The sequence below is a fragment of the Paenibacillus sp. FSL L8-0158 genome (assembly GCF_038592965.1).
Taxonomy (GTDB): Bacteria; Bacillota; Bacilli; order Paenibacillales; family Paenibacillaceae; genus Paenibacillus; species Paenibacillus polymyxa_D.
This window is the reverse complement of the sequence record NZ_CP151949.1, coordinates 1,206,184-1,229,545: the sequence shown is the minus strand read 5'-3', so window position 1 is coordinate 1,229,545 and position 23,362 is coordinate 1,206,184. Positions and strand designations below refer to the sequence as shown.

At 44.2% G+C, this 23,362-nt stretch carries 26 protein-coding genes and 1 other annotated feature; of the genes, 17 read left to right on the top strand and 9 right to left on the bottom strand.

Features of this window, described 5'->3' with window-relative positions:
- The first annotated feature begins 168 nt into the window (after positions 1-168).
- Complete coding sequence (locus tag NSQ68_RS05495) at positions 169-1,395, top strand: acyltransferase (RefSeq protein ID WP_342428234.1); 1,227 nt, start codon at positions 169-171, stop codon at positions 1,393-1,395.
- Positions 1,396-1,574: 179 nt separating this feature from the next.
- Here NSQ68_RS05495 and NSQ68_RS05490 read toward each other — a convergent pair whose 3' ends face one another.
- Both NSQ68_RS05490 and NSQ68_RS05485 read right to left on the bottom strand, forming a co-directional pair.
- A complete protein-coding gene (locus tag NSQ68_RS05490; RefSeq protein WP_342428233.1) occupies positions 1,575-1,844 on the bottom strand; it encodes an aspartyl-phosphate phosphatase Spo0E family protein in 270 nt (89 codons plus the stop codon).
- A 226-nt stretch (positions 1,845-2,070) separates the two neighbouring features.
- Positions 2,071-3,468, bottom strand: a complete 1,398-nt coding sequence (locus NSQ68_RS05485) for a helix-turn-helix transcriptional regulator (RefSeq protein WP_342428232.1) — start codon at positions 3,466-3,468, stop codon at positions 2,071-2,073.
- Between the two features lie 204 nt (positions 3,469-3,672).
- Here NSQ68_RS05485 and NSQ68_RS05480 point away from each other — a divergent pair, with 204 nt between their 5' ends.
- The 3 genes from NSQ68_RS05480 (at position 3,673) to NSQ68_RS05470 (ending at position 5,891) form a co-directional block, all read left to right on the top strand.
- Positions 3,673-4,122 (top strand): AbrB/MazE/SpoVT family DNA-binding domain-containing protein, encoded by a 450-nt coding sequence (locus NSQ68_RS05480; protein ID WP_342428231.1) that lies wholly within the window; start codon positions 3,673-3,675, stop codon positions 4,120-4,122.
- 269 nt (positions 4,123-4,391) lie between these two features.
- On the top strand, positions 4,392-4,847 hold the full coding sequence (locus NSQ68_RS05475) for a MarR family winged helix-turn-helix transcriptional regulator (protein WP_342428230.1): 456 nt from the start codon (positions 4,392-4,394) through the stop codon (positions 4,845-4,847).
- Positions 4,848-5,012: 165 nt separating this feature from the next.
- A complete protein-coding gene (locus NSQ68_RS05470; RefSeq protein ID WP_342429078.1) occupies positions 5,013-5,891 on the top strand; it encodes a (Fe-S)-binding protein in 879 nt (292 codons plus the stop codon).
- A 92-nt stretch (positions 5,892-5,983) separates the two neighbouring features.
- On the opposite strand, the gene NSQ68_RS05465 is transcribed toward NSQ68_RS05470, so the two are convergent.
- Entirely contained in the window at positions 5,984-6,412 is a 429-nt protein-coding gene (locus tag NSQ68_RS05465; protein WP_342428229.1) for a hypothetical protein, read from the bottom strand.
- Positions 6,413-6,667: 255 nt separating this feature from the next.
- Between NSQ68_RS05465 and NSQ68_RS05460 the strand changes: the two genes are divergently transcribed.
- The 7 genes from NSQ68_RS05460 (at position 6,668) to NSQ68_RS05430 (ending at position 10,853) form a co-directional block, all read left to right on the top strand.
- Positions 6,668-7,234 carry a TetR/AcrR family transcriptional regulator gene (locus tag NSQ68_RS05460; RefSeq protein WP_342428228.1) on the top strand — a complete coding sequence of 189 codons (567 nt, stop codon included), beginning with the start codon at positions 6,668-6,670 and terminating at the stop codon, positions 7,232-7,234.
- A gap of 56 nt (positions 7,235-7,290) precedes the next feature.
- Positions 7,291-8,022: an SDR family oxidoreductase gene (locus tag NSQ68_RS05455; RefSeq protein WP_342428227.1), complete on the top strand. Its 732-nt coding sequence runs from the start codon at positions 7,291-7,293 to the stop codon at positions 8,020-8,022.
- 467 nt (positions 8,023-8,489) lie between these two features.
- Positions 8,490-8,690, top strand: coding sequence for a hypothetical protein (locus NSQ68_RS05450; RefSeq protein ID WP_342428226.1), 201 nt, complete (start codon positions 8,490-8,492; stop codon positions 8,688-8,690).
- Positions 8,645-8,887, top strand: a complete 243-nt coding sequence (locus tag NSQ68_RS05445; protein ID WP_342428225.1) for a transposase — start codon at positions 8,645-8,647, stop codon at positions 8,885-8,887. The genes NSQ68_RS05450 and NSQ68_RS05445 overlap by 46 nt, the downstream gene beginning before the upstream one ends.
- On the top strand, positions 8,862-9,437 hold the full coding sequence (locus tag NSQ68_RS05440; protein ID WP_342428224.1) for an IS4 family transposase: 576 nt from the start codon (positions 8,862-8,864) through the stop codon (positions 9,435-9,437). The genes NSQ68_RS05445 and NSQ68_RS05440 overlap by 26 nt, the downstream gene beginning before the upstream one ends.
- A gap of 168 nt (positions 9,438-9,605) precedes the next feature.
- A complete protein-coding gene (locus tag NSQ68_RS05435) occupies positions 9,606-10,541 on the top strand; it encodes a hypothetical protein (protein ID WP_342429077.1) in 936 nt (311 codons plus the stop codon).
- Positions 10,542-10,616: 75 nt separating this feature from the next.
- The gene (locus tag NSQ68_RS05430) at positions 10,617-10,853 is read left to right on the top strand and encodes an NHLP leader peptide family RiPP precursor (protein ID WP_013309068.1); all 237 of its coding nucleotides are present in this window, start codon (positions 10,617-10,619) and stop codon (positions 10,851-10,853) included.
- Positions 10,854-10,952: 99 nt separating this feature from the next.
- Here the strand turns inward: NSQ68_RS05430 and NSQ68_RS05425 are convergent, their stop codons facing one another.
- A complete protein-coding gene (locus NSQ68_RS05425) occupies positions 10,953-12,842 on the bottom strand; it encodes an ATP-binding protein (protein ID WP_342428223.1) in 1,890 nt (629 codons plus the stop codon).
- Positions 12,843-12,974: 132 nt separating this feature from the next.
- Positions 12,975-13,262, bottom strand: coding sequence for a hypothetical protein (locus NSQ68_RS05420; protein WP_023987328.1), 288 nt, complete (start codon positions 13,260-13,262; stop codon positions 12,975-12,977).
- Positions 13,263-13,445: 183 nt separating this feature from the next.
- Here NSQ68_RS05420 and NSQ68_RS05415 point away from each other — a divergent pair, with 183 nt between their 5' ends.
- From NSQ68_RS05415 to NSQ68_RS05405, 3 genes are all read left to right on the top strand, one after another.
- Positions 13,446-13,706, top strand: a complete 261-nt coding sequence (locus NSQ68_RS05415; protein WP_029516115.1) for a hypothetical protein — start codon at positions 13,446-13,448, stop codon at positions 13,704-13,706.
- Positions 13,707-14,077: 371 nt separating this feature from the next.
- Positions 14,078-14,348 (top strand) — a binding site (T-box leader).
- A gap of 89 nt (positions 14,349-14,437) precedes the next feature.
- On the top strand, positions 14,438-15,520 hold the full coding sequence (locus NSQ68_RS05410; protein ID WP_029516113.1) for a bifunctional 3-deoxy-7-phosphoheptulonate synthase/chorismate mutase: 1,083 nt from the start codon (positions 14,438-14,440) through the stop codon (positions 15,518-15,520).
- A gap of 236 nt (positions 15,521-15,756) precedes the next feature.
- Positions 15,757-17,379 (top strand): nucleoside hydrolase-like domain-containing protein, encoded by a 1,623-nt coding sequence (locus NSQ68_RS05405; protein ID WP_342428222.1) that lies wholly within the window; start codon positions 15,757-15,759, stop codon positions 17,377-17,379.
- 85 nt (positions 17,380-17,464) lie between these two features.
- On the opposite strand, the gene NSQ68_RS05400 is transcribed toward NSQ68_RS05405, so the two are convergent.
- Complete coding sequence (locus NSQ68_RS05400) at positions 17,465-18,325, bottom strand: TrmB family transcriptional regulator (protein WP_342428221.1); 861 nt, start codon at positions 18,323-18,325, stop codon at positions 17,465-17,467.
- 155 nt (positions 18,326-18,480) lie between these two features.
- On the opposite strand from NSQ68_RS05400, the gene NSQ68_RS05395 reads away from it, so the two are divergent.
- Positions 18,481-19,383, top strand: a complete 903-nt coding sequence (locus NSQ68_RS05395; protein WP_307348157.1) for an EamA family transporter — start codon at positions 18,481-18,483, stop codon at positions 19,381-19,383.
- 116 nt (positions 19,384-19,499) lie between these two features.
- Here the strand turns inward: NSQ68_RS05395 and NSQ68_RS05390 are convergent, their stop codons facing one another.
- Both NSQ68_RS05390 and NSQ68_RS05385 read right to left on the bottom strand, forming a co-directional pair.
- Positions 19,500-19,679 carry an aspartyl-phosphate phosphatase Spo0E family protein gene (locus NSQ68_RS05390; protein ID WP_307348155.1) on the bottom strand — a complete coding sequence of 60 codons (180 nt, stop codon included), beginning with the start codon at positions 19,677-19,679 and terminating at the stop codon, positions 19,500-19,502.
- Between the two features lie 150 nt (positions 19,680-19,829).
- Positions 19,830-21,062 (bottom strand): MFS transporter, encoded by a 1,233-nt coding sequence (locus NSQ68_RS05385; protein WP_342428220.1) that lies wholly within the window; start codon positions 21,060-21,062, stop codon positions 19,830-19,832.
- A gap of 130 nt (positions 21,063-21,192) precedes the next feature.
- Here NSQ68_RS05385 and NSQ68_RS05380 point away from each other — a divergent pair, with 130 nt between their 5' ends.
- Both NSQ68_RS05380 and NSQ68_RS05375 read left to right on the top strand, forming a co-directional pair.
- Positions 21,193-21,450, top strand: coding sequence for a YqkE family protein (locus NSQ68_RS05380; protein WP_025685196.1), 258 nt, complete (start codon positions 21,193-21,195; stop codon positions 21,448-21,450).
- Between the two features lie 330 nt (positions 21,451-21,780).
- Positions 21,781-22,458, top strand: coding sequence for a peptidylprolyl isomerase (locus NSQ68_RS05375; protein WP_250272859.1), 678 nt, complete (start codon positions 21,781-21,783; stop codon positions 22,456-22,458).
- 226 nt (positions 22,459-22,684) lie between these two features.
- Here NSQ68_RS05375 and NSQ68_RS05370 read toward each other — a convergent pair whose 3' ends face one another.
- Entirely contained in the window at positions 22,685-23,356 is a 672-nt protein-coding gene (locus tag NSQ68_RS05370; RefSeq protein WP_342428219.1) for an MgtC/SapB family protein, read from the bottom strand.
- Between the last annotated feature and the right edge of the window lie 6 nt (positions 23,357-23,362).

Here is a 23,362-nt window from a genome sequence, read left to right as displayed (position 1 = left end):
TTTATTCTTGTTTCACTTAGATTGTAAACGCAATCATATTAAATTGGAACTACTTCACTCTTCTTACTTTCAGGTGGCGTTAATCTTGCACTAATGTTTCTACGTTACAATACCTACAATTGTGCTAGGAAAACCATGTGCGTATCTTGAGGAAAAGGAGTGATATGGATGAGCAAGCCGCGTATCGCGGAGTGGACAGAACTACGGGGCCTTGCCTACCTCGCTGTCGTGCTTCAGCATTGCATTGGCGAATATATTTATCGCAGCGACATCCAACAGCCAGATTCCGTTATGCTCGCGATGCTGTATCATTTGACACGTTTTGGCACACCGACGTTCGTTTTCCTGTCTGCGGCGTTGCTTTTTTATAATGGTAACAAACCGATTGGCTATCCTCGCTATATTGGCAGGCGGTTTCGAGATATTTATGTTCCTTTCCTCTGCTGGACGGTTATTTATTGGGTATGTACTCAAAACTGGTCAACGGCGCAGTGGGGAAATATTTATTTTTACAAAGGTATGTTCGAGGAAATGATCATCCCCGTCAGCGGATATCATCTATGGTTTGTAGTGATGATCTTTCAGTTTTATATTTTTTTTCCTTTATTTTCAAAAGCAGCCGGGCAGGTTCAAGCGTTTCTACGTCGTTACAGCACGAAAAGACGCAAACAGCTTGTTTTGGCTGTTATGCTGATTGCCGCTGCGGCTTACGCTTTGTTGTTACAATGGTCCTACTATGACATGTCTGCATGGAGCACTGGGTTGCCGTCCTTTTGGCAGACTCTGTTAGATTACCGCACTTATAACTTTGTTATGTATTTTTTCTATTTTATGCTGGGCGCAGTGTGCGCCTATATGACGGACACCTGGCGGGGATTGGCCCAACAGACATTGCCGTGGAATGTATTTGTCTTTATTGGTCTGTTCATGCTTATGGGTCACACAATGCTGATCCAGTCGGGTGATACGATCAATCTCAATATTTCCACCTATTTGAAGCCAAGCACCTTTGTTCTAATTGTGTCGCAGTTGCTATTATTGTACGGACTGCTGCTCCATTTGCAAAAAGATACGCGATCCGAGCCGTTTCGCCGTATGCTGAACTGGATCGGACGTTACTCTTTTGGAGGATATCTGGCCCATGCGCTCGTGCTGTCCTTCATATCCTATTACACCCGCCCGCTTGCACTGGGCGATCATCATTTTACAGCTACGCTCATTACGTTTGTCGTCGTGGCAAGTGTTTCTCTGGGCATAAGCTGGCTCTTTGCCCATCTGCCCGGCGGCAACTGGATTGTTGGCTCCAAAGGCAGACAGCGATTGAACTGGGGCTCGCTTCGTTTCCAGTTCTTTTCCTCCAAACGTGCTTCCAAAAGCACGCAGGAGCTTGGCTAATCTTGTAGATCTGTGTTTCAGCAAGGGGTAATAAATCCAATGGACTTTGGCAGGGCTCACTTATTGAGCTCTGCTTTTTTGTTGCCTTAGTATGCTACCCCCAAAAAGCGATTAACATTTTATGACATGAATATGTATTTAATTTTAAAATAAGTCATTATATAGAATAATAATAAACGTTACGTGGGAGAAGTCACAGTTTTGCATAAAAAGAAAGGGGAGGATGGACTGAACATAACATCGTCGTTGTTAATGATCTGATCCAAAACATGGTGAGGCTGCTTTCTGGTCTGATACATACGGTTGTACTGATTAATCAGTTCATCCAAAAGCATAGACTGTTCAAGTACACAAGCATGTCCGAAGCCATGCTCTGCGTAAAGATCATGCAATTGTTGTCTGGCGTGTTCCATTTGTTGAATTAACGTTTCCGTTTCATCCCTGTTCATCCTGCATACCTCCTAATGAATCTTATTTTAAGGAGGGATGTACAAATACGTCATGATCTTTTTTGAACTAAAAAATTACAAAATAATACAAAAATAGACCAGCAATAAGCTGGTCCATGGTAATGAATTAGTGCTTGATCAAGATCCACCAACGTGTCCTTGTGTTTGGATCGTGCCATGGCTTAGATTTCCAGCTTGGACTGGTACTGTGAATACCAGTAAAAAGCTAGTTACCGCCAAGAAGAAAGCCATCCTTTTGATCATTTTTCTCCCACACCTCCTCATAAATAGATTGGAACTGTGTCTGTGTTTCGGGAGCCGCATGTGTTTTGAAGTGAAAAAACAATCCAAAACAATTGGCAATAAGTAGTACATGGTTAATTGTAACAGCTTTTTCAAACGCGTTTATTAAACATTTGAAACCATACAGGTATCTGCCTTTATTTAGGCTGTACTTAGCCATTTTGTACCAGAAACGTACGTACTCTTCCGGTAAAACTTGTTGTGTATACATGTCAGAAGACAACGGTACCTGATACGCTGCAATTTGGGATTCAAAGCGCTTAAGGATATGGTCTACATCTACATTGTACCGATTAGCCACTTCAATGACGTTTATTAGTTCGGAAAAAATCTCTTTTTCAGCAGCCATATGTTCTACGTAATCCGGCAGAACGCTGATGTCCCCAGACATAAGTCTATTGACGTAAGTATTAATTTTCGCCCATTGCAGATACTGCTTCTTCCAATAGAGAGACTCGGAATCTTGTTCCTTCACCCAACTTAGATCGGCATAACCTCGAATATGTTCTAATGCCTGTTCATGATCACCTTTTGCATCGCAAGCATTAGCACACAGCAGTTCGGAGTAAACTATGTATACAAACAGTGGCCTGCTTAGCTTTTTCCGTGGCTCTGTTCCTTTTCGCTTAGAGTTATGAACCAAATTATATTGGATCTGTCCTAATTGACCCATCTGATGGGCAAATTCATACACCTTGTCCCACATACTTAATGATCTGTACACGTTCGCCAAATCTTTTAGGGCATCTAATTGCTCTATCTCGTCTAAACGATCCACAAAAGGGGCAAATTCAATGGCAGCCTGAAGATTTACAGCTCTATCCTGTCCGATATTAATTTGAAACAAGCGATACTGGCAGACCGCCAATCGCTCTGAATGCTGCTGCTTCTCACTTTCAGCCACCTTTTTGTAAAGGTATGCCGCTGCTTCGTTGTAACCGTCTTTGTATACATTTTCGGCAACTTCAAAGAGCGATGGCGGATAATTAGGGTTATCCAATAACATAATTACAACTCGCTGCAAGCAGTCGAGTCGTCCTAGTTCAATGCATCGGTATAGGAAAGGGCTGATTTTTTTCCAGTTGAGCGGAGATTCTTCAATACATTCTTCAATATAACGCTCGTAAAAATAATCCGGTGGTAAATTCATTCCCGCAGTAATACTGTCCAGTTGGTGAACAGAAATAGATCGGTTACCAGTCACAATGCTACTGACTGTACCTACATTCAAATCAATCGTATGACCAAACTTGGTCATCGTTAAACCTTTTCGTTTCAGATAAGTTTGAATTTCTGCCTGTATCGTAGGTGTGATTTCCATGGACAAACCACCCTTTCAGCATTTTCATAGAATTTCAATTTCAATTTCAATAAACAATATAGTTTGGAAACTAATAGTATAATTATTGATTTTCTTTCACGATAGTACCATCTTTTGGAACAAACATAAATACTTTTACTTTATTGATTTTTATATTTTTATTAGGAGATCATTGGATGTTGGACAATGGAAGGAGAAGATCACTTGAAAAATACAGGTATGACACGTCCCTTGGATACGTTAGGCCGGATTGTTATTCCTAAGGAGATGCGAACCTCTATGGGTATTCAAGCTGGTGAGTCTTTAGAATTTTATTTAGATGCTGAAACAGGATTATTGAGTATGCGGAAGTATATAGGAGTCTGCTGTCATTTATGCTATTCGGTTCAGGATTTAAGCTATTTCAGGGGTTCATTTTTATGTAAAAAATGCATAAACGATCTGAAGGGAAACATAGGTGTGAGTCAAATGCCTGTTCCTGTTATTAAGGAACCTGCGTGCAAAGAAAAAAGTGTACATCGGTTGTCTTCACAACATTTGGTTGAGGAGCTAAGAAAACTCATGCGCGAGCATCCAAACGCCAAGCAAGGCGAATATGCTGAACGGCTCGGCGTATCCCAAGGGCGTATCTCCCAGCTTAAAAAGCTATTATAGGTATCGCTCTACTCATATTCTAGCAAAGCTCAATAACCAGTCGCTGGTTGATTTCGTGCGACTGGTTATTTCAACTCTTCATTAGTAGGAAGGACTACAGGGGATAAATCATGATGTATTAATTGTTGCTTAGGCCCCATCGTTGCAAGATACGAAAGAAGCACCCAACTAAACTGACAGGGCTGACTGCTGTGACAAATCCCCCTGACAAAGCCTGTTTTTTTCGAGATAGTGTAGATACACGAAACAGCACAAAGAATGGAGAACTTATGGCAACGACAAGGAAGAATAAGAAATCTTCGCAGGAGCGATCAGCCTCAGTCTGTACCTGCATTAATCTGCGCCGTTCCTCGATGGTTGTTACAGGACTGTATGACCGATATCTGGCTCCGAGCGGACTCAATATTAGCCAATTCTCGCTGCTTAAGCACTTAACTGCGCTGGGACCGGCAAGTGTAAGCGAATTGGCGCTGGAGATGCGGCTCGACCGGACAACGATTGTACGCAATTTGAAGGCCTTGGAGCATAGCGGATATGTGGAGGATACATCTGCTGAAGGCAGTCGCAACCGCTGCCTTACTCTGACGGAGAGTGGAAGAACGGTATACAACGACGCAGCCGAGCTTTGGGAGGGGGCGCAACGTTTTTTACAGGAGTCATTGGGAAACGAGAATCTGCACATACTGACCTCACTCTTATCCAAAATTGAACATTTGAGCTTGTGATTAGCCGCCTTCTCATACATGAAGTGTTTGCTCAATTCGTGTATATACACGAAAAAAAACGTTTCGCGGTATCAAGGCTGGTCAGTGATATATGTTAGCCCGCCACAAGGCTTCTGAAAGGAAGCTTTACTATGAACAATAACCATGGAGAGGGATGTGGATAGGATGGTTGAATCCGTATTGGATATGAGAGAAAACATCGTAGCCGAGATGAAAACCTATGTGAGCGAAGACAAAGGCAATGTTTGTGAAGAACTGCAGAGTCCTTATTACGAGGAGCCGATTATTCAATTTGCCGCGGCCCATGACCCTTTGTTTGAGGAGTACAAAAGAGTGGTGGGGCCCGACCACGCCACCCCGCAGGAAGCATTTGAGCGTTCCTTTGGAATGGAGAGTTTTGATGGAGGCACCGTTATCAGCGTTGTGCTGCCGATCAGCGAGACGATCCGTAAGGCTAATCGTGCGCAAAAAGAAGGAGCCTCAAGGGAATGGGCGCTGCTGCGGACCTTTGGCGATGAATATTTTGTACAGTCTGCGAGGCAGCATTTGGCGGGATACTTAACAGGCCTTGGTTACCGTGCGGTTGCACCGCTGGATACGGATTGGTACAGCATCCATGGTGCCACAGGGGGGCCGATCTCCAACTGGTCGGAGCGACACATTGCATATGCTGCGGGTCTTGGCACCTTCAGTATCAACGACGGCTTCATCACCGAAAAAGGAATTGCCATCCGTCTGCTGTCCGTGGTGACCGATCTCAAGGTTTCGCCTGATGCCAGAGCATCTTCAGCCACAGGCCATACCGGAAACTGCCTGCTGTGCAGCAAAGGCATCTGCGGTGTGTGCATTACCCGCTGTCCTGTGCAAGCCATCAGCAAGGACGGCGGACATGACAAAATCGCCTGCATGAAATTTGTGTACGGCCAGGCTTCACGGGACTTTGCGGTTTTAAACGGTGGCGAGGCCAAATCGGGTGCTGGCTGCGGACTGTGCCAGACCAAGGTACCCTGCGAGAGTAGGAATCCGATGCGGACCGCCCGGTGAATATGGAAGCCTTGAGGACCGCCATTCTCAAGGCTTTTTAGTGCAAAAAGATACATTTAGTTTTCGTTAGTCGAGGCTGAGGGCCTCCCCGGCTAACGCTTCAATTGAGCTTCATTCGAAGCCCCGGACTTACGATCGAATGTAATCGGGCCTTTACGGTTCACAAGCCGTTTCAGATCCACGGTCATTTCATTTTTCAATTTATCAATGAGCTGGTCCTCTTGGATGCCTTTGCTTTTAGCAACCTCGGCCAATGACTTCCCTTGTCCCAGCTCTTTCTCTAACTGGACAGGAGTGATGCCCAGCAGCTTGGCTACTTTCTCGTTGAGATGGTGATTCAGGCCACCAGGCCTTTTGCTGTGCCTATGTCTGTGAACATGCTCTTGGATAGAGTCGTTGGGAGTGAGAGTTTGCAACGAATTACCCGGTTCCGTCGCGGAAGCTCCTGCTGCACCCGCAGTACTATACATCATCACGCCTCCATATAGGATAGCAGCGGTCAATTTCAATTGTTTTTTCATGTTGCAGACCCTTCTTTCATCCTTTTTCATCTATATTGTCTCTTTCTGCGTTTTTTATTCATTCCATATCAGGCCTGTTGATTAACCACTAAATGGTAGCAAAAGACGGGCAGTCCATTTCCGTTAATATAACAAAGGGGTGAAACACGGTATAGCTCGGGAATTGCTCTTTATCCATCGCCATAATGACTTGACTAGGATAGAGGAATATTTTATATTTGGTTGGTCAACCAAATATGCTAGAAGGGAGGAAGTATGATTACAGAGCCGCTAAATAATCGGGATCTCATTATCGCCAAGACGCATGATCTGTTGATTGAGTGTGGTATTAAAAATACTTCGATGAAACGGGTTGCACAAGCTGCTGGTGTCGCACCAGGCTTGATTCATTATTATTTCAAAAGCAAGGAAGAGCTTATTTTGGCTGTGCTGGAGGAAGCTAAGGGCCAATGCCTTCAGGATTGGGATGAAATTCTCCAGCAAGCGAAGGACAACCGGCAAATCGAACACGTTTTAAAGTTGGGTAAGAAACGGTTATTTGCGGATTTAGAGGTTTACCGGCTACGGTTCGAACTTTATTCCAACGGTCTAAATAATTCGAACCTCAAGTCGCATGTGAATGCACTATTACAGGAAGAACAACGAAAAATCGCCGAACTCTCCACTCATCTTGTCAGAAAAGAAGGCGTTAATCACGAAGCTATCGCAGCTACTTTGACCGCCGCGTTTGATGGGCTGGCTCTGCGCAAACTGACTGACGAGAGCTTCGATTTGGATGCGGCGTTTGAAACATTAAGTGAAATGTATCTTTCGTTCACTTAATGTTTCATTTTTTATAACTGTTGGTTGGTCGACCAAACACTAAGGAGGAATAATAAATGGATACACTACATGAAAAAAAAGTCGTGATTGTTGGAGGTAGTTCAGGTATTGGATTGGCAACTGCCGGTCACTTACTTGAAGCAGGGGCTAGGGTTGTTATTGCTGGACGATCTCAGACAAAGCTAGACCTTGCGCGAGAACGCTTCGCTCATTATGGTGAGAATGTAGAGGATTATGTTCTGGATATGATGGATGAACTGCAGGTAAAACAATTTTTCAAACAGCGGATCAAGCAGTTCGATCATCTCGTGATTAGCGCTTCAGAAGCTTCCTTGGTCGATTTTAAAGAGTCCGAGATGCAAACCGTGAAGGAATTATTCGCCAGCAAATTTTTCGGTCCCTACCAGTTGGTTAAACATGCAGCGCCTTGGCTATCGAACGAAGGCTCGGTTACGCTGTTTTCGGGAGCGGCAGCATTCAAGCCGGCCAAAGAAACGGTGGTTCTCGGCTCGGTGAATGCGGCGGTTACCTTTTTGGGTCAAGCTCTGGCACTCGAGCTCTCTCCTATTCGGGTCAACGTGGTTTCTCCAGGCATTATCGACACACCAGCTCACAGCAGTATGGACGTTACTACCCGCAATCAGTTTTTCCAACATGTGGCCTCTGGTCTCCCTATAAATCGGATCGGGACCGCTGAGGATGTCGCCGAAAGTGTGCTCTATCTCATCCGTAACGGATTTAGCACGGGCAGCGTTTTGCATGTGGATGGAGGGCAATCCATTGTGTAGTTAAGGATAAAAGAGAATAGCGAAGTAATCGACTTTAAACTGATCGAGGAGGCAACGAATCCGGCGATTGGACACTGGCAAGAGATATTCCGTATGCCCGACAGGATTCATGGTCATCCCGATTTACGTGACGGGAATGAAGCTATTCATACATCCGTAGCGCCCCTATAAAGAAAGGGCCGCCCTTCAAAGGATGGCCCTAAACATGCCGCTCCTGCCAATGCGGCGAAGCGCATCATAGGTAACGGAAAAGTTAATAACTAACAGGAACCGTTAGTTAATTAAAATAGCGCCAGTCTCGGACTTTATTTTCTTGTCCTTGGCTGTCGCTGTTTCATTTTCTAGGCTCAGTCTAAAACTTATTTTAGGGAGTCTGACGGTATGACAATTCGAATAGGCGCATGGAATCGAGTCATCCGGTCTAATACTTTATTTGTTACTGACACCAACTGAAAGGTGACGACTCCATGAAAAAGTCTATCACGATTCCATCCATCCTTCAATCCATACTCACACCTGAAGAAGTTGCACTCGTCGTTCAAGCCGTCGGTTACGTGGATACAGCTCGAAAGTTCACAGTGTATCATTTGTTACAATATTGGTGTGCTGCAGCAAGTGAAGAATGGTCCGGTCTAAAGAGTTATTACTCATTGACTCCACTACTATGACTGTGGGAAAAACACGGTTACCTTGGGCTCCATACCACGGAGAACGTTCTGCTGTGAAGCTACATGTAGCTTTGCAGGACCGAAACATGCAGCCACTTAAAGTTACGGAAACGATTGGCTCCAAACATGATGGACCGATAAGTGAATCGTTAGAAAGCATCGATTTTATTAATGGTTATGGATCGCGCTTACGGTAAATTGGAGCGTTTGGATCGTTATAAAAAAGAGGGACAATCCTTCGTCGTTCGACTTCGTGACAATGTTCATCTTGAAAAACCACGAGCCTTGCGACGTCAAGTTTTCAATGATTCTTCTGTAATTCGGGATATCACCTGTCAACTTGGCACATCTCAGTGTCGTTCTGAGATGCGTCACCGTGTGATCATCTTTTGTGATTTTGAGGGTAGAGAAATTCGTGTCGTTACAGATTTATTAGGAATAACAGCGGAACAAGTCGCCCAGATTTACAAAGCCCGTTGGCAAATAGAGGTTTTCTTTCGCTGGATCAAGCAACATTTAAACATCCCGACATTATTTGGCACGACAGAAAATGCCGTCTATGGTCAACTCTTCTCCGCATTGCTCGTCTTTGTGTTGCTCAAATGGCTGTTTGATGGCGCGAAGGACATGTTGCCCCGTCATGCGGAGCTTTCTTTTGTTCGATTTACTCGGTTGCTGCTTCTGGATGGCTTACCGGTCGAATGGATGTTGCACATACATCGCATGATTAATTATGAATACAGGTAACTTTAAGTTACATATTCTGGTTAATCAACAGGCCTGATTCCATATGTTTTTTCATAACATTCTCAATGTAAAAATAACAAAATATTGAAAATTGCAATCTGTTGTATAATGGCGGGTAACAACTAGAAATCGCTATAAAAATATTCATAAGAGATGCAGGTGATGGCGATGGAATGGTATTTTGCATACAAAGACGAATTGGAAAAAGTATTTCGTCAAGCGGAGGAACGGACGTCCACGTTTCCAGCTCCCTTTCGGCAAGAGGGTTTGGACTATCTGGCGCGTTTTAATCCGTTGCGGGAAGACAGCACGCGTAATTACATATGCTATTTGCTTCCATTTTGGCTGCAAGAACTCACCGGACTGCCCCCCGAAACATGCCGCAGGCTGTCACTTGGCAACGTGTTCGTCATGGCTCACTATTTAATTCAAGACGATGTGATGGACACAGCAGCAGACAACCGTAAAACGCAACTCGCTTTAAGCCAGCTATTCTATACCGAGTGTCTAAGCGTATATCGGGACCTTTTTCCAGCGACCTCTCCTTTTTGGTCATATACCCGAACGTATGTTGATGAATGGGCCGTTAGTGTGATATCCGAAGGAACAGAGGACTATTTTCAAGGAGAAAAAAATAAGGTCGCGCTGAAAGCAAGTCCATTAAAAATGGCCGGAACGGGTGCTTTACTGCTCGCAGGCCGTGCCGATCTGATTCAGAACATTACAAATATGACGGACTTGGCGCTACTCGTGCTTCAAATGTCGGATGATTGGGCGGATTGGTCAGAAGATTTGGTCGAACATAGCTATAACTGTCTTTTGTCCCATATCAGTGCCGAGCAGAAGACGGCTTACTGTGAAGGATTGGGACCCAAACAGATTCAAGAAGCGATTTATGTACGCGGTGCGCTTGCCAGCTATGTGAACATTGCCGATCAAGCAGTCCAACAGTTAGAGACCCTGGAGCCTTCTATCCAGGGCCTACGTAGCTTTGCACATTCTATCGCAGCTGAGCTGGGCGAAGTGGCGGCAGAAATTGAAGGCGGACGCTCGCATTTGAGACGGGGTGGACTTGATTACTGGCTCTCCAAAAATATGAAATAATGCTAGATTTTTCTGAGCCCTTCGTGGTATACTGACTAGGTAAATATAACCAATTGAATGAGAGGGTGATTTTTGATGGCTACTGAAGTTCTTCAAACACAAGTCATTCAAAAAGCTTGGGAGGATGCCAGTTTCAGAGAGAAACTGATGACTGATCCCAAATCTGCAATTCGTGATGTGTTAGGAGTCGTGATCCCCGATCATATCCAAATCAAAACATTAGAAGAAACGCCTGATCAGTTTTTTCTGGTAATTCCTCCAGACCCCTCCGGCGTGCTCGCTGCATCCCAGAAACCTCGCTCAATGTGGTAGAATGGTTGTTAATGCTTATTTAATCTAGATTCCTTAACCTCATAGGGGTGGGCTCAGCAAGCTTCCCTCCGTTTTCTCCGAACGCAAAAAAGCCGGATATTATCCGGCTACGGGGAAGCGGATGGTCGCTTCTGTTCCCACCCCTTTTGCACTTGTAAAAGTTATTTTTCCATTCATCGTTTCAATAATCCGAAAAGTCACCATCATTCCTAAACCTGTGCCTTTTGTCTTATTCGAAAAATAAGGCTCACCTAGTCTGGATAAAGTCTGAGCATCCATCCCTTCACCATTATCCCGAATATGAATGACAGCTTCTCCGTTATCCACATAAGCCCATATATGAATAAGCCCCTGGTCTCGCAGCGCTTCAATACTGTTTTTGATGATATTGATGAACGCCTGCTTGAACTTGGAGGAATTCCCGCGCACTTTGATTTCCTGGGGAATATCCAGCGAAATTTTTCCACCTTGCAAATTAGCCATTGGACTGATGATTCCTTCAATATGCTTGAATTCGTCCAATATGGTCAACGTTTTGGTTTGGTCAAATTCTGGCTTGGCAAAGGTCAGAAAATCAGTAATAATCGCGGAAGCTCGATCCAGTTCCTCCAGAGCGATATGTAGATAGTCTTTATTTTTACCATCCTCCTGCTTGCTCATCAACTGAAGAAATCCTCGTGTAACTTGAAGGGGATTACGTACCTCATGAGCTACAGATGCAGCCAGATCGCTAATAATCTCCATTTTCTCCGAACGTTGAAGCTCATTATTGAACATCTCCAGTTCTCTGGAATACCGAACCACCTGTTTGTGCTTTTCTGCCAGCCTTCTGCCCAAAATCGCGATCAACGCCAGTACAAAGCCGAACACGCCCCATTTCCACAAAAACATATTGTAGTGTCCGTCCAGAATGAAAAACCAGCTCAGCTCCCCGATAGAGATGACTGCAAAAAATGCAAAGCCTGTCGATAAGATGATCGCTTCGTGATCACCCTTAAGTGCCATGCGAACCGAAGCAAATACCAGCAGTATCATTAAGGCGACGAGTAATATACCCAGAATGACTACACTAAAAAAATAATATATGTTGTTCAACCGCTCCTGTGCTCCTAAATTCACAATCATCATGGTAAAGCAGAACAAAGAGTAGGCGGTTAACAACTTTCTGAATTTGCGAATCAGTATAATCGAATTGATGTTTTGCTCAAAAAAGAAGGCTAATGAGGGCAGCAGAATAAATAGTGCCACATCAAAAAGTTGTAAGTACAGCTTGCCGTAGCCGCGATAGAATGTATACAAGAATGGTGAATACGTTACGATCATCAGACCAATAGACAATACAATCGCACTTAGGGACAGCCACATGGCCATACTCGGACGGAACAGGAAAAACGAGCAGATCAGTAGCATCAGGGCGATAAAGATAAACGTACTGCCCAGTACAATATCTAAAACATCCATTCTGACCAAGGTCCCCAACAAATCACGATAATCACCGGTCATCACGTTACCGATGATGCCCAGTCTATTCTTACTGCTTTCCGTCCATATGTATAATGTTTTACCGCTGTCTTCCGGCTTCAGCGGAATCAGAATACGATTATTCTCATAATTGTACCCACGGTAGGATTCGTAAAAATTGGTTCCATCCTTATACAGCGTAATATGCCTGCCATAAATATTTTCAAAAAGTATCGCTGGCGTTTCATCATTTAGCGAAGGTAACTTAATACGAATCCAGGCGGAGCCTATATTGCCGGGCTGCCTAAGCAGTTGTGTATCATCTTCAATATGCATCCAGATCTTGCTGGGATCCTTTACCTCATCTAAAGAGCCATCCTCGTTTACCTCTCCCCATCTCATATCCCAGGAGGGTATTTTATAATCCCCTTCCGGGGTCATTTTGGCCGCATAGGCGGAGTGACCCAGCGACAACAGCATCACAATGACCGCTAGCAGGGCGACGACAGCTTTGGGCACATGCCTCATATTAAGCACCTCAAAGTTACATAGTAGGATTTACAAGTTTGTATACGTTTTAACATTTTTTACGTCCTGAAATTATATTATTCTATACGATGATGTGCATACCTTCTTCATAAGAAGGGTATCATGTTCTTTTTACTCATTTTTTGTAAAATCTTCATATTGATTAATGATCATTTCCTGTTCACGCCGCTCTTTCTGCTCTCTAAGCCCCAACCATGGTTCACAATCTTCATCCTCATAGATCGTCCAAATATCAGAGAATAAATAATCGCGTATTTCTACTATTTTTCCGGCCTGTCCACCATCTGTCCAGTATAAGCCTTCCGGGCGTCGAATGAGGGTGCGGGAAAATCCCGGGGTAGATGCCTTTTGGCCTACGCGGATACGACTAATCATCGGACCAAACATGTACCATTCCAACTCATATCCCTCCCTATCTTCTTTATCATATCACAGCAGTTACCAAAAAAACGCTAATTGAGAATGGGCATATCCCTATTCGCATGATTTTAACTTCCTACAGACACACTAACTGAAGGTTTAGCCGTTCCGCTGTTTGGGTAAGGTCGGAATAAGCAACAAAAAGTAAAGGAGCTGAGCAACATGGCAAATCGTGACGATCGAACTACTGAGCTACATGACAATGATTTTGAGCCTTCTCTGCAAAATGCAGAAACCAACTGGGAGAATCTGACCGAAGGGCCGGATACTCCTCTGGAGGATGTACCAGATGCCGATGAACTGACACCGAACAGTCCTGTTGATCCTTCTGCTCCCGCCGAATTCCTGCATGGTACCGATTTGCTGAATGGTACCGATGGGGATGAAGAAGATCAACTGGAGAGCGACGATATGCTGGATTAACCACTCATTTTATCGAGTGAAAGAAAACGGTTACCCATTCTGCTATGCGGGTAATGTAGTGTATAACAGAAAGGAGTTGACTGATCTCCTATGTATAAAGATCCGATGTCTCAGGCCGATATGGAATACACACGGTATAAAGCCTTGAATCCTGTGGAAGCAGACGACCGTAGAACTGCGGACAAGACAAAAACGGACGATACCTCGATCGAAGATAACCCACGAGGAGTCGCATCTGCGAAGCCCGAACCCAGGGATCGAGGAAAATGAAAGGACAGCAATTCAAGGGCAAAAACTTGAACCTGATAATCAGGGCTTGCCTTCTGCACCTACTTTGTTTAAAATAAGGTCAAATCTTTTGAAAACCATGAACAAAGACATCGACGGAGACAAGTAAACGTCTAACGGATTCCCACAGAAAGGTACGAATTGCTGAGAGCGTACCGCAATCCCACGTTGAAATTCACTCCCGAGTCGAGCCTTGAACCGACAGAAGGATTCATTCCTTTGTCCGAGTAGAGGTTTCCGGAAGCCCCCGTTACGGGCATCAAGCTCAGAAGTTACTGCTGTCGACTGAACCACGTTGACGATTCGTATGTATACTTCTGTAATTAGGGTGGTACCACGGCATTCGTCCCTTGCGACGAGTGCCTTTTTGTGTTATTTTCTGCAAGAAAAGTTTATGGACTGACAGAAAAAACAAATTAAATTCGGGAAGGGTGTAGTACTGTATGTCTACAAATGAAAATTCTTTGGAGCTGCTGCGTGAACAACTCGATGCTACAAATTTGCAATTGCTGGAGCTGCTGTCCCAACGCGCTGAACTGGCCGGACAACTTGGAAAATTGAAGGAAGCTCAAGGGGTACCTGACTTTGATCCGGTACGTGAGCAACAAATGCTGGACAAGCTGATCGCGGCTAACCGTGGGCCTTTTGACGATGCTACGATTCGCCAGCTGTTCAAAAATATTTTCAAGGCTTCTTTGAACTATCAAAAAGAAGAACACAAAAAACATCTGATCGTCAGCCGTAAAAATCAACCAGATAGCACAATTATTAAGGTTAAAGATACGCTGGTAGGCGGCAAAGCCTCCATCATGGTCGCAGGTCCCTGCTCGGTGGAAAGCTACCAGCAAACTCGTGAAGTAGGTGCGGCTCTCAAGGAAGCCGGTGTGCCGATTCTTCGGGGTGGCGCGTTTAAACCACGTACGTCTCCGTACGATTTCCAAGGACTGGGCGTGGAAGGACTGCAAATTCTCAAACGTGTAGGTGACGAGTTCGGGCTGGCTACAATCAGTGAAATCGTCGATCCAAGACATTTGGAGGAAGCGATCCAATACATCGACATTATTCAAATTGGTGCGCGCAACATGCACAACTTTGAATTGCTCAAAGCTGCGGGTGAAACCAGAACTCCGGTTCTGCTCAAACGCGGACTGGCTGCCACAATGGAAGAGTTCCTTCATGCTGCTGAATACATCGTTTCCCGTGGTAACACGCAAGTCATGCTGATTGAACGCGGTATCCGTACGTACGAAAAATGGACGCGTAACACGCTGGATATTTCCGCTGTTCCGATTTTGAAAAAGGAAAGTCATCTGCCTGTATTGGTGGACGTGACTCACTCCACAGGACGTAAGGACATCCTGGCCCCTTGCGCCAAAGCTGCCCTGGCTGCTGGAGCCGACGGTATCATGGTGGAGGTCCATCCGAACCCGGCAGTCGCTTTGTCCGATGCTCAGCAACAGCTGAACATTCCTGAGTTCCACAACTTCCTATCTGAAGTCAAAGAATCCGGTTTATTCAAAGCGTAAAACTAATTTTATGCTGGGACTTATAAACCGCTTTCATTTTCTCGGACATTGATGTAAAATTGAATCAGGATTGTGACTGATCATGCAGGCAAAACCTAAATGTATATATGCTCAACTATTGTTGAGACATATATATGTTTAGGTTTTTTTTATGCCTAAATCTTGAATAAAAAGAATACTTACATGGTCATAATCCTAAAAAAACATCATAGGAACGTTCAGAGAGGGGAACAGAAATGAGAGAAAGAAAAGGATTAAGCATTTTTTTATTAGCCATGATATGTATTCTGATCATCAGTGGATGCAGTGGTAAGGCGCCCGCCGTAGTGAAAGATGAAAGCGCTGCTCCAACAGAAAAACAAACGGAAAATAAAGTAGAAAATAAAACAACCAAGGCCAGAACGGTGATCACTACCGATGGAGAAGTAGATGATATGAATTCAGTCATTCGCTTCCTTCTTTACTCCAATGAAATGGATTTGTCCGGGATTGTACTGACTAGTTCTGTATATCATTATGCAGGTGATGAAAAGGCTGGCATCAAGCCATTTAGATGGACCGGAACACAATGGGTAACAGATATGATTGATGCCTACGGAGAGATTTATCCCAACTTAATCAAACATGCCGAGGGATATCCAAAGCCTGAATATATCAAGAGCGTTACCAAAATAGGCAACATATCAAATAAAGGTGAAATGGACAAAGAAACGGAAGGCTCCAATTTCCTTAAAACGCTTTTCCTGGACGATGACAAAAGAGATTTATACGTACAAACTTGGGGTGGAACCAATACCACGGCCAGAGCTCTAAAGTCCATTGAAGACGAATATAAAAATACAGATCAATGGGAAACGATTCGAAAAAAAGTAAGTGATAAACTTGTGCTGTACATCATTCTGGACCAGGACGATAGCTACAACAATTACATCGCTAAAAATTGGCCTGACATCAGAATTATTAATGATCAATCTAACTTCTGGCATTTCGCTTATGCTTGGAAAATGCACACAGAAGAAGTAAACAGCAAGTTGCACGGGGAATGGAACTTCAAAAATATTAAAGATGGTCATGGCAAGTTGCTCAATATGTATGCCTTGATGGGCGATGGCAATATCATCAAAGGCGAGTTGGATGAAGAACAAAGAGGCAGTGAAGCCTACTTGAAGAAAAATCCGCAATACGACAAGTATGACTTCATTTCTGAAGGTGATTCTCCATCCTTCTTCTATTTAATTGATAACGGATTGCGGAGTATGGAAAACCCAACCTATGGTGGCTGGGGAGGTCGTTTTGGTGTCGTTAACGATAAATTATTTAGAAATACCGTGTTGGATTATGATGTGCATACGAAAAAATTCGAAGCAGAATATTCTCTGATGCGTTGGTTTGATGATATTCAAAATGACTTTGCTGCTCGTGCAGATTGGGCTATTGCATCCGACTACAAAGATGCGAACCATAATCCAACGTTGACCATTAAAGAAGGATTAGACCTGACGGCAAGTCCAGGGGAGAAAATAACCCTGCATGCAGAAGGTTCAGATCCCGACGATGATCAATTAACCTATAAATGGTGGAGATATTTTGAAGCAGACACGTACGAAGATTCTAAAGTAAAACCAGCACAAGTTAAACCTGAATTGCTGGGTGAAATGCAGCTTGGGCTTCATCGTGAAGTAGCTAAAGGAGAGAAAGTAAACACGATTGACTTGCAAGGTAGTGATACGAATGCAGTTAGTTTCACAGTTCCTGCAGATGCTAAGTCAGGGAATACGCTTCATATCATTGCAGAAGTACAGGACAATGGAAAACATCCTTTAAAGCATTATCAACGTGTGATTGTAACCGTAAAATAATAGAACACAACATCCATAAAATTAGGCTCATGGAATAACACTCCATGGGCCTGTTTATTTTTGCACATCGGACCTCAGACAATCTCTATACACGTTTAATGCTTTTTTCAGTCAAAGGAATATAATATCCTTTGCCATTTGGACCCATAGCAAATTTATTGCGAAGATGAATTAGATTAGGGCCGAATTTCTCCTCTAATTGTTCACGGAACTCATATAGGATTTCCATGATATAAATATCATGTATAATCACTTCCGTAATCGGCATCACCAGACCCGGATGCAACGTCCATGCAGCGCGGCTGTCATCCCCTAGTGAAAGTATGCCAGCTACGACCTCCCGGTCATCTATGCTAAGTACAATCCACCGACCACCAATTTCGGACGTAATCTCTTCACTCATATCATGGAGGTAAACAGTAGCGAAATCAAAGTTAAGCTCCCCATACGCTACAATGATCACTTCAATTCCTTGTTGGGCTACTTGCTCTAAGGCATCTCGGAACACCTCGGCATCCTCTTGCCAAATTTCCAATAAAATTCGGTGTTTTGCTCCTTTTACCCCTTCATTTATGCGATTGATAATGGCTTCATACCCCGAAATATTCCAAATATTCTCTCTGTTTTGAAATGATGCCGTGTACTGCTCCAAACTCTCTTGCGCCACATTGAAAATCTGCTCTGCTTTGCGTTTTCTCTGGGCAATCAATTCATGTGGCGGAAGCGGCACATACAGAGGCGTATTTTCTTGACTGACCATGATGTCCCCACGGTTGACCATTCCAGACAAAACCTCGTAAATTTTGGATCTCGGTACCCCGGAATTCAATGAAACGGCGTATCCCGAAAGTGGAGAGCTTTCCAATAAGGTCACATAAGCCTTGGCTTCATATTCACTAAAATTCAAATCCCGTAGAATTTCTAATATATTTGGTTTTGGTTTCATGACGTCTTCTCCTCAATTCGTGTTCATCCTTACTATATCACTTCCCCTTGACAAAAACTGATATACACACTATCTTTTTAGTAACGTTTTTATAGTAGTTACTATAGTAGCTACTATTATTATTTCACAGGGGATTACCTCAGGGAGGATTTAACTTGAACAAAGTCATAGCTCATCACAGCGAAAGCAACCGGATTTACTACGGTTCTACCATTCTGGCCCTATTGATCTGGAGCACATCGTTTATTGCCACCAAAGCAGCCTATACGACATTCCCCCCTCTTACCTTGGGTCTATCCAGATTTATTATAGCTTCCGTTGTACTAGGTATCGTTTTGCTGATTAAAAAAGAACATGTCAAAGTAAAGCCAAAAGATTTGGCTACGATTTCGTTTAGTGGTGTTTTGGGAATCACTCTCTATTTTTCAATGGAGAATATAGGGGTTAGCCTGACTACCGCTTCCAACGCAGCATTAATTGTTGCATCCTATCCCGCAATTACATCGCTGCTTGAACTTATTTTGTATAAAGTGAAAATATCCAAATATAAAATTTGCGGCATAGCACTGGCCATGATCGGGGTATATTTCTTGACTTCAGTTGGCGAAAGTTCGGATAGTAAGAATCAACTCATCGGAAATTTAATATTAATCGGGACGGGTTTTGCGTGGGCGTTTTACACTTTCATGACGCGCAAGGTTGTGGACAAATATCCACCCGTGACGTTATCCTTTTATCAAACCGTTGCAGGGAGTATCTTCTTTATACCGTTGGCTCTATTAGAAAAGGATCGTTGGCAGGTTCCAACAACAGGATCGTTTATGTTGTTAGTATATCTGGGTGTTTTCTGCTCCGTTATCGCGTTTTTGCTATATAATTACGGATTAATCAAGCTGTCACCGAGCAGTTCCGTTTCTCTGATGAATTTGGTTCCGATATTTGGAGTCTTATTTTCTGTGTTGCTTTTGCATGAAACGATTACATGGCGCCAAATCATCGGCGGTTTGGTCGTTATTATTGGTGTTTTACTAAGTGCACATCAAACAAATCGTACCTAAAATGTAGATTGCGCACTCGCTAGAAAAGTTAAGACAAGCATCGTTATCTATAAGTATCAGCGCTATAATACAAGGGCGAGTGACCTCACCAAAAGTTTCTCGCCCATCGGTTACATTTATGCAGTCGGCTTTTTTTCTTTTATATAAAAAAGGTGGTTATATTGATTGATGAGGTTATCCATAATTACAGACTGTTTGAGCACACTGGCATGATTAAAACCATGTTTTGCTTGCAAAATATACAGCTTTTGACGAGCTTTCTCAAGCTGTTGACGCAAAATGTCGTCTCTTATCATAATATATCCCTCCTTGTCATATTATCAGTGTAGAGGGTTATGAATAAGTATACTAAAAGTAAAGGTTTGGGATAATTATCTAATAACACAAAAAAAGACCTGCTCTATGAGCTCTAAGGTTGTCCTCTTAATCAATCCAGTGTCATTCACCTATCCAGCAGAATGGATATCCTGATCCGTGACGTTCTTCTTGGCTGAAACCGGGAACACGTTTTTCCCCTTCACCCATAGCAACAACGCTGCAAGCAGCAATATGCCACCGTTTAACACAAAGATCCAGCGAATGGGCATCCAGCTGCCAAGCATGCCGCCAATCAATGGCCCCGCCATGGTCGCGAGTTGAGTAGCTGATTGATTCAAACTAAAGGCTCGTCCGCGAAACTCCGGCTTGGTGACCTCCACAGTCATTGCGTTGATAGCAGGCATGACGGATGCATAAAACAATCCATATCCAAAGCGAAGCGCACCAAAACCAACAAAGTTAGTTACATAAAATTGTAGAATATTCCCGATTCCCGAACCGATCAGCCCAATCAGCAGCACGTGTGCAAATCCGGTCCGTCCTCCAATCCGTCCCCACCGGGGGGCCATCAGCACCGCCGCAATACCTACGGCTGAGAATACAATTCCGGAACTTAGAGACGCTTGGCTGCGGTCAACTCCCATCTCAAGCACATATACCGTAATTAATGGTTCCAGTATCATAACGGAAAAGGTGCTTAATCCCGCCAAAATAAGCAAAAAATACAAAGGCCGATTAGCAATAGCCTCCTTGATATCATCACGAACATGCGAGCGGGTACTGGTTCCCTTGAAGCTGTCCTCTCTAGCGCCAAAGGTCGCAATTAATGCAGATACCAGTACAAGAGCTGCAGAGAAGAAAAAGGCATTCCGATTGCCATAATAATGGCTCACCACACCGCCAATCAACGGACCTATAATGCTGCCTGTCGCCCCAGCGGTCGCCATTATACCGAGCGCATAGCCCGTTTTTTCTTCTGGCGAACCCGTTCCGACCAGCGCAATCGCAGCAGGAATAAACCCGGAGAGAAGGCCCTGAAACAACCGTACTCCTACGAACACATACGGATCTGTCACAAAAGCACATATCAGGTACAACACCGCCAGGCTAAAGCCTGAACGAATCAGCATCGGCTTACGTCCATATTTATCTGCAAGCGAACCCCAAAATGGGGCAATCAGCGCACTGGCTAAAAAAGTGACTCCAAAGGCAGTCCCCGACCACAGTTCCAAATGATCATTTACGCCCATTTCCGTATTCAGAAAAATAGGTAAAAACGGAATAGACACGGAATAGGCCATGCTGCAAAACAACACTCCAATCCACAAAATGACCAGGTTTCGCTTCCAATATAGATGCATGATGCCACACGTCCCTTCTGCTCATTCCATTATTACCCCCTAAATTAGAAAAGTCTACCGCCCCCTCATACTTCCATCGTGGAACAACCGTGAAGAAGCTGATATAATCGAATGGAATGGAGATGATGACATGGCTAAGAAGAGAAATTCGTCTTCCCCTGCTCCTGCGGCTCAGGACAAACCTGCTACGTTAAAAGATCTGTTGAGCCAGGATGTGTTGAACAAGCTAAAGGCTCAAGCCAATGAAGCCCAAGCAGAACAGGACAAGCGTAAAGAAGACGAACGGCAGCGTGCCCTTGAAGCAAAAAAAGCTGAACAGAAGAAGCTGGATAACAACTTCGAGCATCTACTGAATAACAGCAATTTGGACTGGCACAAATACAAATAAGCCAAAACCATAACGGTTTTGGCCTATCTTTACGCTTTATGTTATAGCCAGTCACGAATATGCTGTACGGAGTACAGCACCCCTACCCAAACCGGCAGACTGAACGCCATACCCCATATGAGACCTTTCGCCAGCTTTTTGTCTACCTCCATCATGATCCTGCCCCTTTCCTTGGGAATAGCAGCAGTATGGGTCAAGAATACGGCTTTCAAACCCGTATTTCCTTATCCCCAGCAAAAAAGGTATGATAGAAAATGGAAAAGTGTTCTGCGCTGCCCCCAAACTATAATTTAGGATGTTACACCATCCAACCTTTCAGGAGGAATATCAATGAACCGAAAAACGATACGCCCATGGTATACGCTGTGCCTGCTGGCCATCATGCTCGTGCTGGTTGCTGGATGTGGCACAAAAGCGGCTGATGTGGAAGCTGCAAGCCGGACAAGCACTACAACTCCTGCTGCGACTAAGGACAAAAACAAGGCTGTTTCCCATCCGATTGTCACGATTGTCATGAATGATGGTAAGAAAATTAAGCTTGAGCTGTATCCGGAAGTAGCACCGAACACGGTTAACAATTTCATTTCTTTGGTGCAAAAGGGAGCCTATAACGGTACCATTTTCCACCGTGTGATCCCAGGCTTTATGATTCAGGGTGGTGATCCGCAAGGTAACGGTACAGGTGGCCCCGGCTACAGTATCAAAGGCGAATTCAAGAGCAATGGTGTTAACAATACACTCAAACATACACGTGGCGTATTATCCATGGCCCGCTCAGCGGATCTGGATTCGGCCGGATCGCAATTTTTCATCATGGTTGCCGATGCAGACTACCTCGACGGTCAATATGCCGCTTTCGGTAAAGTAACGTCCGGGCTGGATGTGGTCGATGCTATCGTCAATTCCAAACGGGATAGCAATGACAAACCGATCAAACCGGCTACGATGAAAAAAGTCACTGTGGATACGCTGGGTAAAAAATATCCAGCTCCAGTCAAAGTAAAGTAAGACATTCAAATCAGTCTTTCAAAACGGGACACCAGCAACGACCTTGTGCATACGCATGAGGTCGTTTTTGCTTATCCCTTGATGCTTCCTAAGCTGCTGCCTCTGTGATGTAGTAAGAGTATATACACAAAAGGAAGCGTTTTCAATCATTATTTTTAAAGTTTTTTTCCGTTATAAAAGCCGCCAGCGTTCGACAAAAAAGCTACTGAAGGAGCAGTAAATTCGTCTAATTGGACTTGGTCTCGACCAAACGAATACTTTCCATCTCTTGCAGCAGTAACAGCAATTCCTCCACTCCCTCTGACCGAGACAGCTTTAAAAGCATATGAATAACCAACTGCTCACCGTTATTGATGCGCTCGGCGTGAAAGCTGTGAATCGTCAGCTTCTTGTGTTCCAGCAGTTCTTTGATCCGATTCAGTACGCCCGGCTCATTGTCGACCTGAACAACTACTTGTCGCGTAGACGGGGTAGCCATCTGATAAAAACGACTATGGAGCAAGGACTGAGCCGCTAAAATAAACAGCGTTACACCTGCACCAAGCCCATACATCCCTGCACCGACGGCAATACCGATTCCGGCGGTAGTCCAGATGCCTGCGGCAGTGGTCAGTCCTTTGATTCTATTTTTTTGTGTGAAAATCATCCCTGCGCCGATAAAGCCGACTCCGCTTATAACCTGTGCTGCTATTCTGGAAGGGTCCAGCGACAGGTTAGTCCAGGTGGCTTGATCCTGAAAACCATATTTGGATACCACCATCATGAGCGCTGCGCCAATACCGACAATGAAATGCGTGCGAATGCCTGCCTCCTTCATCCGACTCTTCCGTTCATAGCCGATTAACGCGCCGCACAAGCCAGCGAACATGACCCGAATCAGATAATCCCAATCCCACATACTTTT

Bases quoted from the DNA above. Each gene is read 5' to 3' on its own strand.
- NSQ68_RS05495 (WP_342428234.1), top strand. From the start codon at position 169: ATGAGCAAGCCGCGTATCGCGGAGTGGACAGAACTACGGGGCCTTGCC.
- NSQ68_RS05490 (WP_342428233.1), bottom strand. From the start codon at position 1,844: ATGAACAGGGATGAAACGGAAACGTTAATTCAACAAATGGAACACGCC.
- NSQ68_RS05485 (WP_342428232.1), bottom strand. From the start codon at position 3,468: ATGGAAATCACACCTACGATACAGGCAGAAATTCAAACTTATCTGAAA.
- NSQ68_RS05475 (WP_342428230.1), top strand. From the start codon at position 4,392: ATGGCAACGACAAGGAAGAATAAGAAATCTTCGCAGGAGCGATCAGCC.
- NSQ68_RS05470 (WP_342429078.1), top strand. From the start codon at position 5,013: ATGGTTGAATCCGTATTGGATATGAGAGAAAACATCGTAGCCGAGATG.
- NSQ68_RS05465 (WP_342428229.1), bottom strand. From the start codon at position 6,412: ATGAAAAAACAATTGAAATTGACCGCTGCTATCCTATATGGAGGCGTG.
- NSQ68_RS05460 (WP_342428228.1), top strand. From the start codon at position 6,668: ATGATTACAGAGCCGCTAAATAATCGGGATCTCATTATCGCCAAGACG.
- NSQ68_RS05455 (WP_342428227.1), top strand. From the start codon at position 7,291: ATGGATACACTACATGAAAAAAAAGTCGTGATTGTTGGAGGTAGTTCA.
- NSQ68_RS05450 (WP_342428226.1), top strand. From the start codon at position 8,490: ATGAAAAAGTCTATCACGATTCCATCCATCCTTCAATCCATACTCACA.
- NSQ68_RS05445 (WP_342428225.1), top strand. From the start codon at position 8,645: ATGGTCCGGTCTAAAGAGTTATTACTCATTGACTCCACTACTATGACT.
- NSQ68_RS05440 (WP_342428224.1), top strand. From the start codon at position 8,862: ATGGTTATGGATCGCGCTTACGGTAAATTGGAGCGTTTGGATCGTTAT.
- NSQ68_RS05435 (WP_342429077.1), top strand. From the start codon at position 9,606: ATGGAATGGTATTTTGCATACAAAGACGAATTGGAAAAAGTATTTCGT.
- NSQ68_RS05430 (WP_013309068.1), top strand. From the start codon at position 10,617: ATGGCTACTGAAGTTCTTCAAACACAAGTCATTCAAAAAGCTTGGGAG.
- NSQ68_RS05425 (WP_342428223.1), bottom strand. From the start codon at position 12,842: ATGAGGCATGTGCCCAAAGCTGTCGTCGCCCTGCTAGCGGTCATTGTG.
- NSQ68_RS05415 (WP_029516115.1), top strand. From the start codon at position 13,446: ATGGCAAATCGTGACGATCGAACTACTGAGCTACATGACAATGATTTT.
- NSQ68_RS05410 (WP_029516113.1), top strand. From the start codon at position 14,438: ATGTCTACAAATGAAAATTCTTTGGAGCTGCTGCGTGAACAACTCGAT.
- NSQ68_RS05405 (WP_342428222.1), top strand. From the start codon at position 15,757: ATGAGAGAAAGAAAAGGATTAAGCATTTTTTTATTAGCCATGATATGT.
- NSQ68_RS05400 (WP_342428221.1), bottom strand. From the start codon at position 18,325: ATGAAACCAAAACCAAATATATTAGAAATTCTACGGGATTTGAATTTT.
- NSQ68_RS05390 (WP_307348155.1), bottom strand. From the start codon at position 19,679: ATGATAAGAGACGACATTTTGCGTCAACAGCTTGAGAAAGCTCGTCAA.
- NSQ68_RS05385 (WP_342428220.1), bottom strand. From the start codon at position 21,062: ATGCATCTATATTGGAAGCGAAACCTGGTCATTTTGTGGATTGGAGTG.
- NSQ68_RS05380 (WP_025685196.1), top strand. From the start codon at position 21,193: ATGGCTAAGAAGAGAAATTCGTCTTCCCCTGCTCCTGCGGCTCAGGAC.
- NSQ68_RS05375 (WP_250272859.1), top strand. From the start codon at position 21,781: ATGAACCGAAAAACGATACGCCCATGGTATACGCTGTGCCTGCTGGCC.
- NSQ68_RS05370 (WP_342428219.1), bottom strand. From the start codon at position 23,356: ATGTGGGATTGGGATTATCTGATTCGGGTCATGTTCGCTGGCTTGTGC.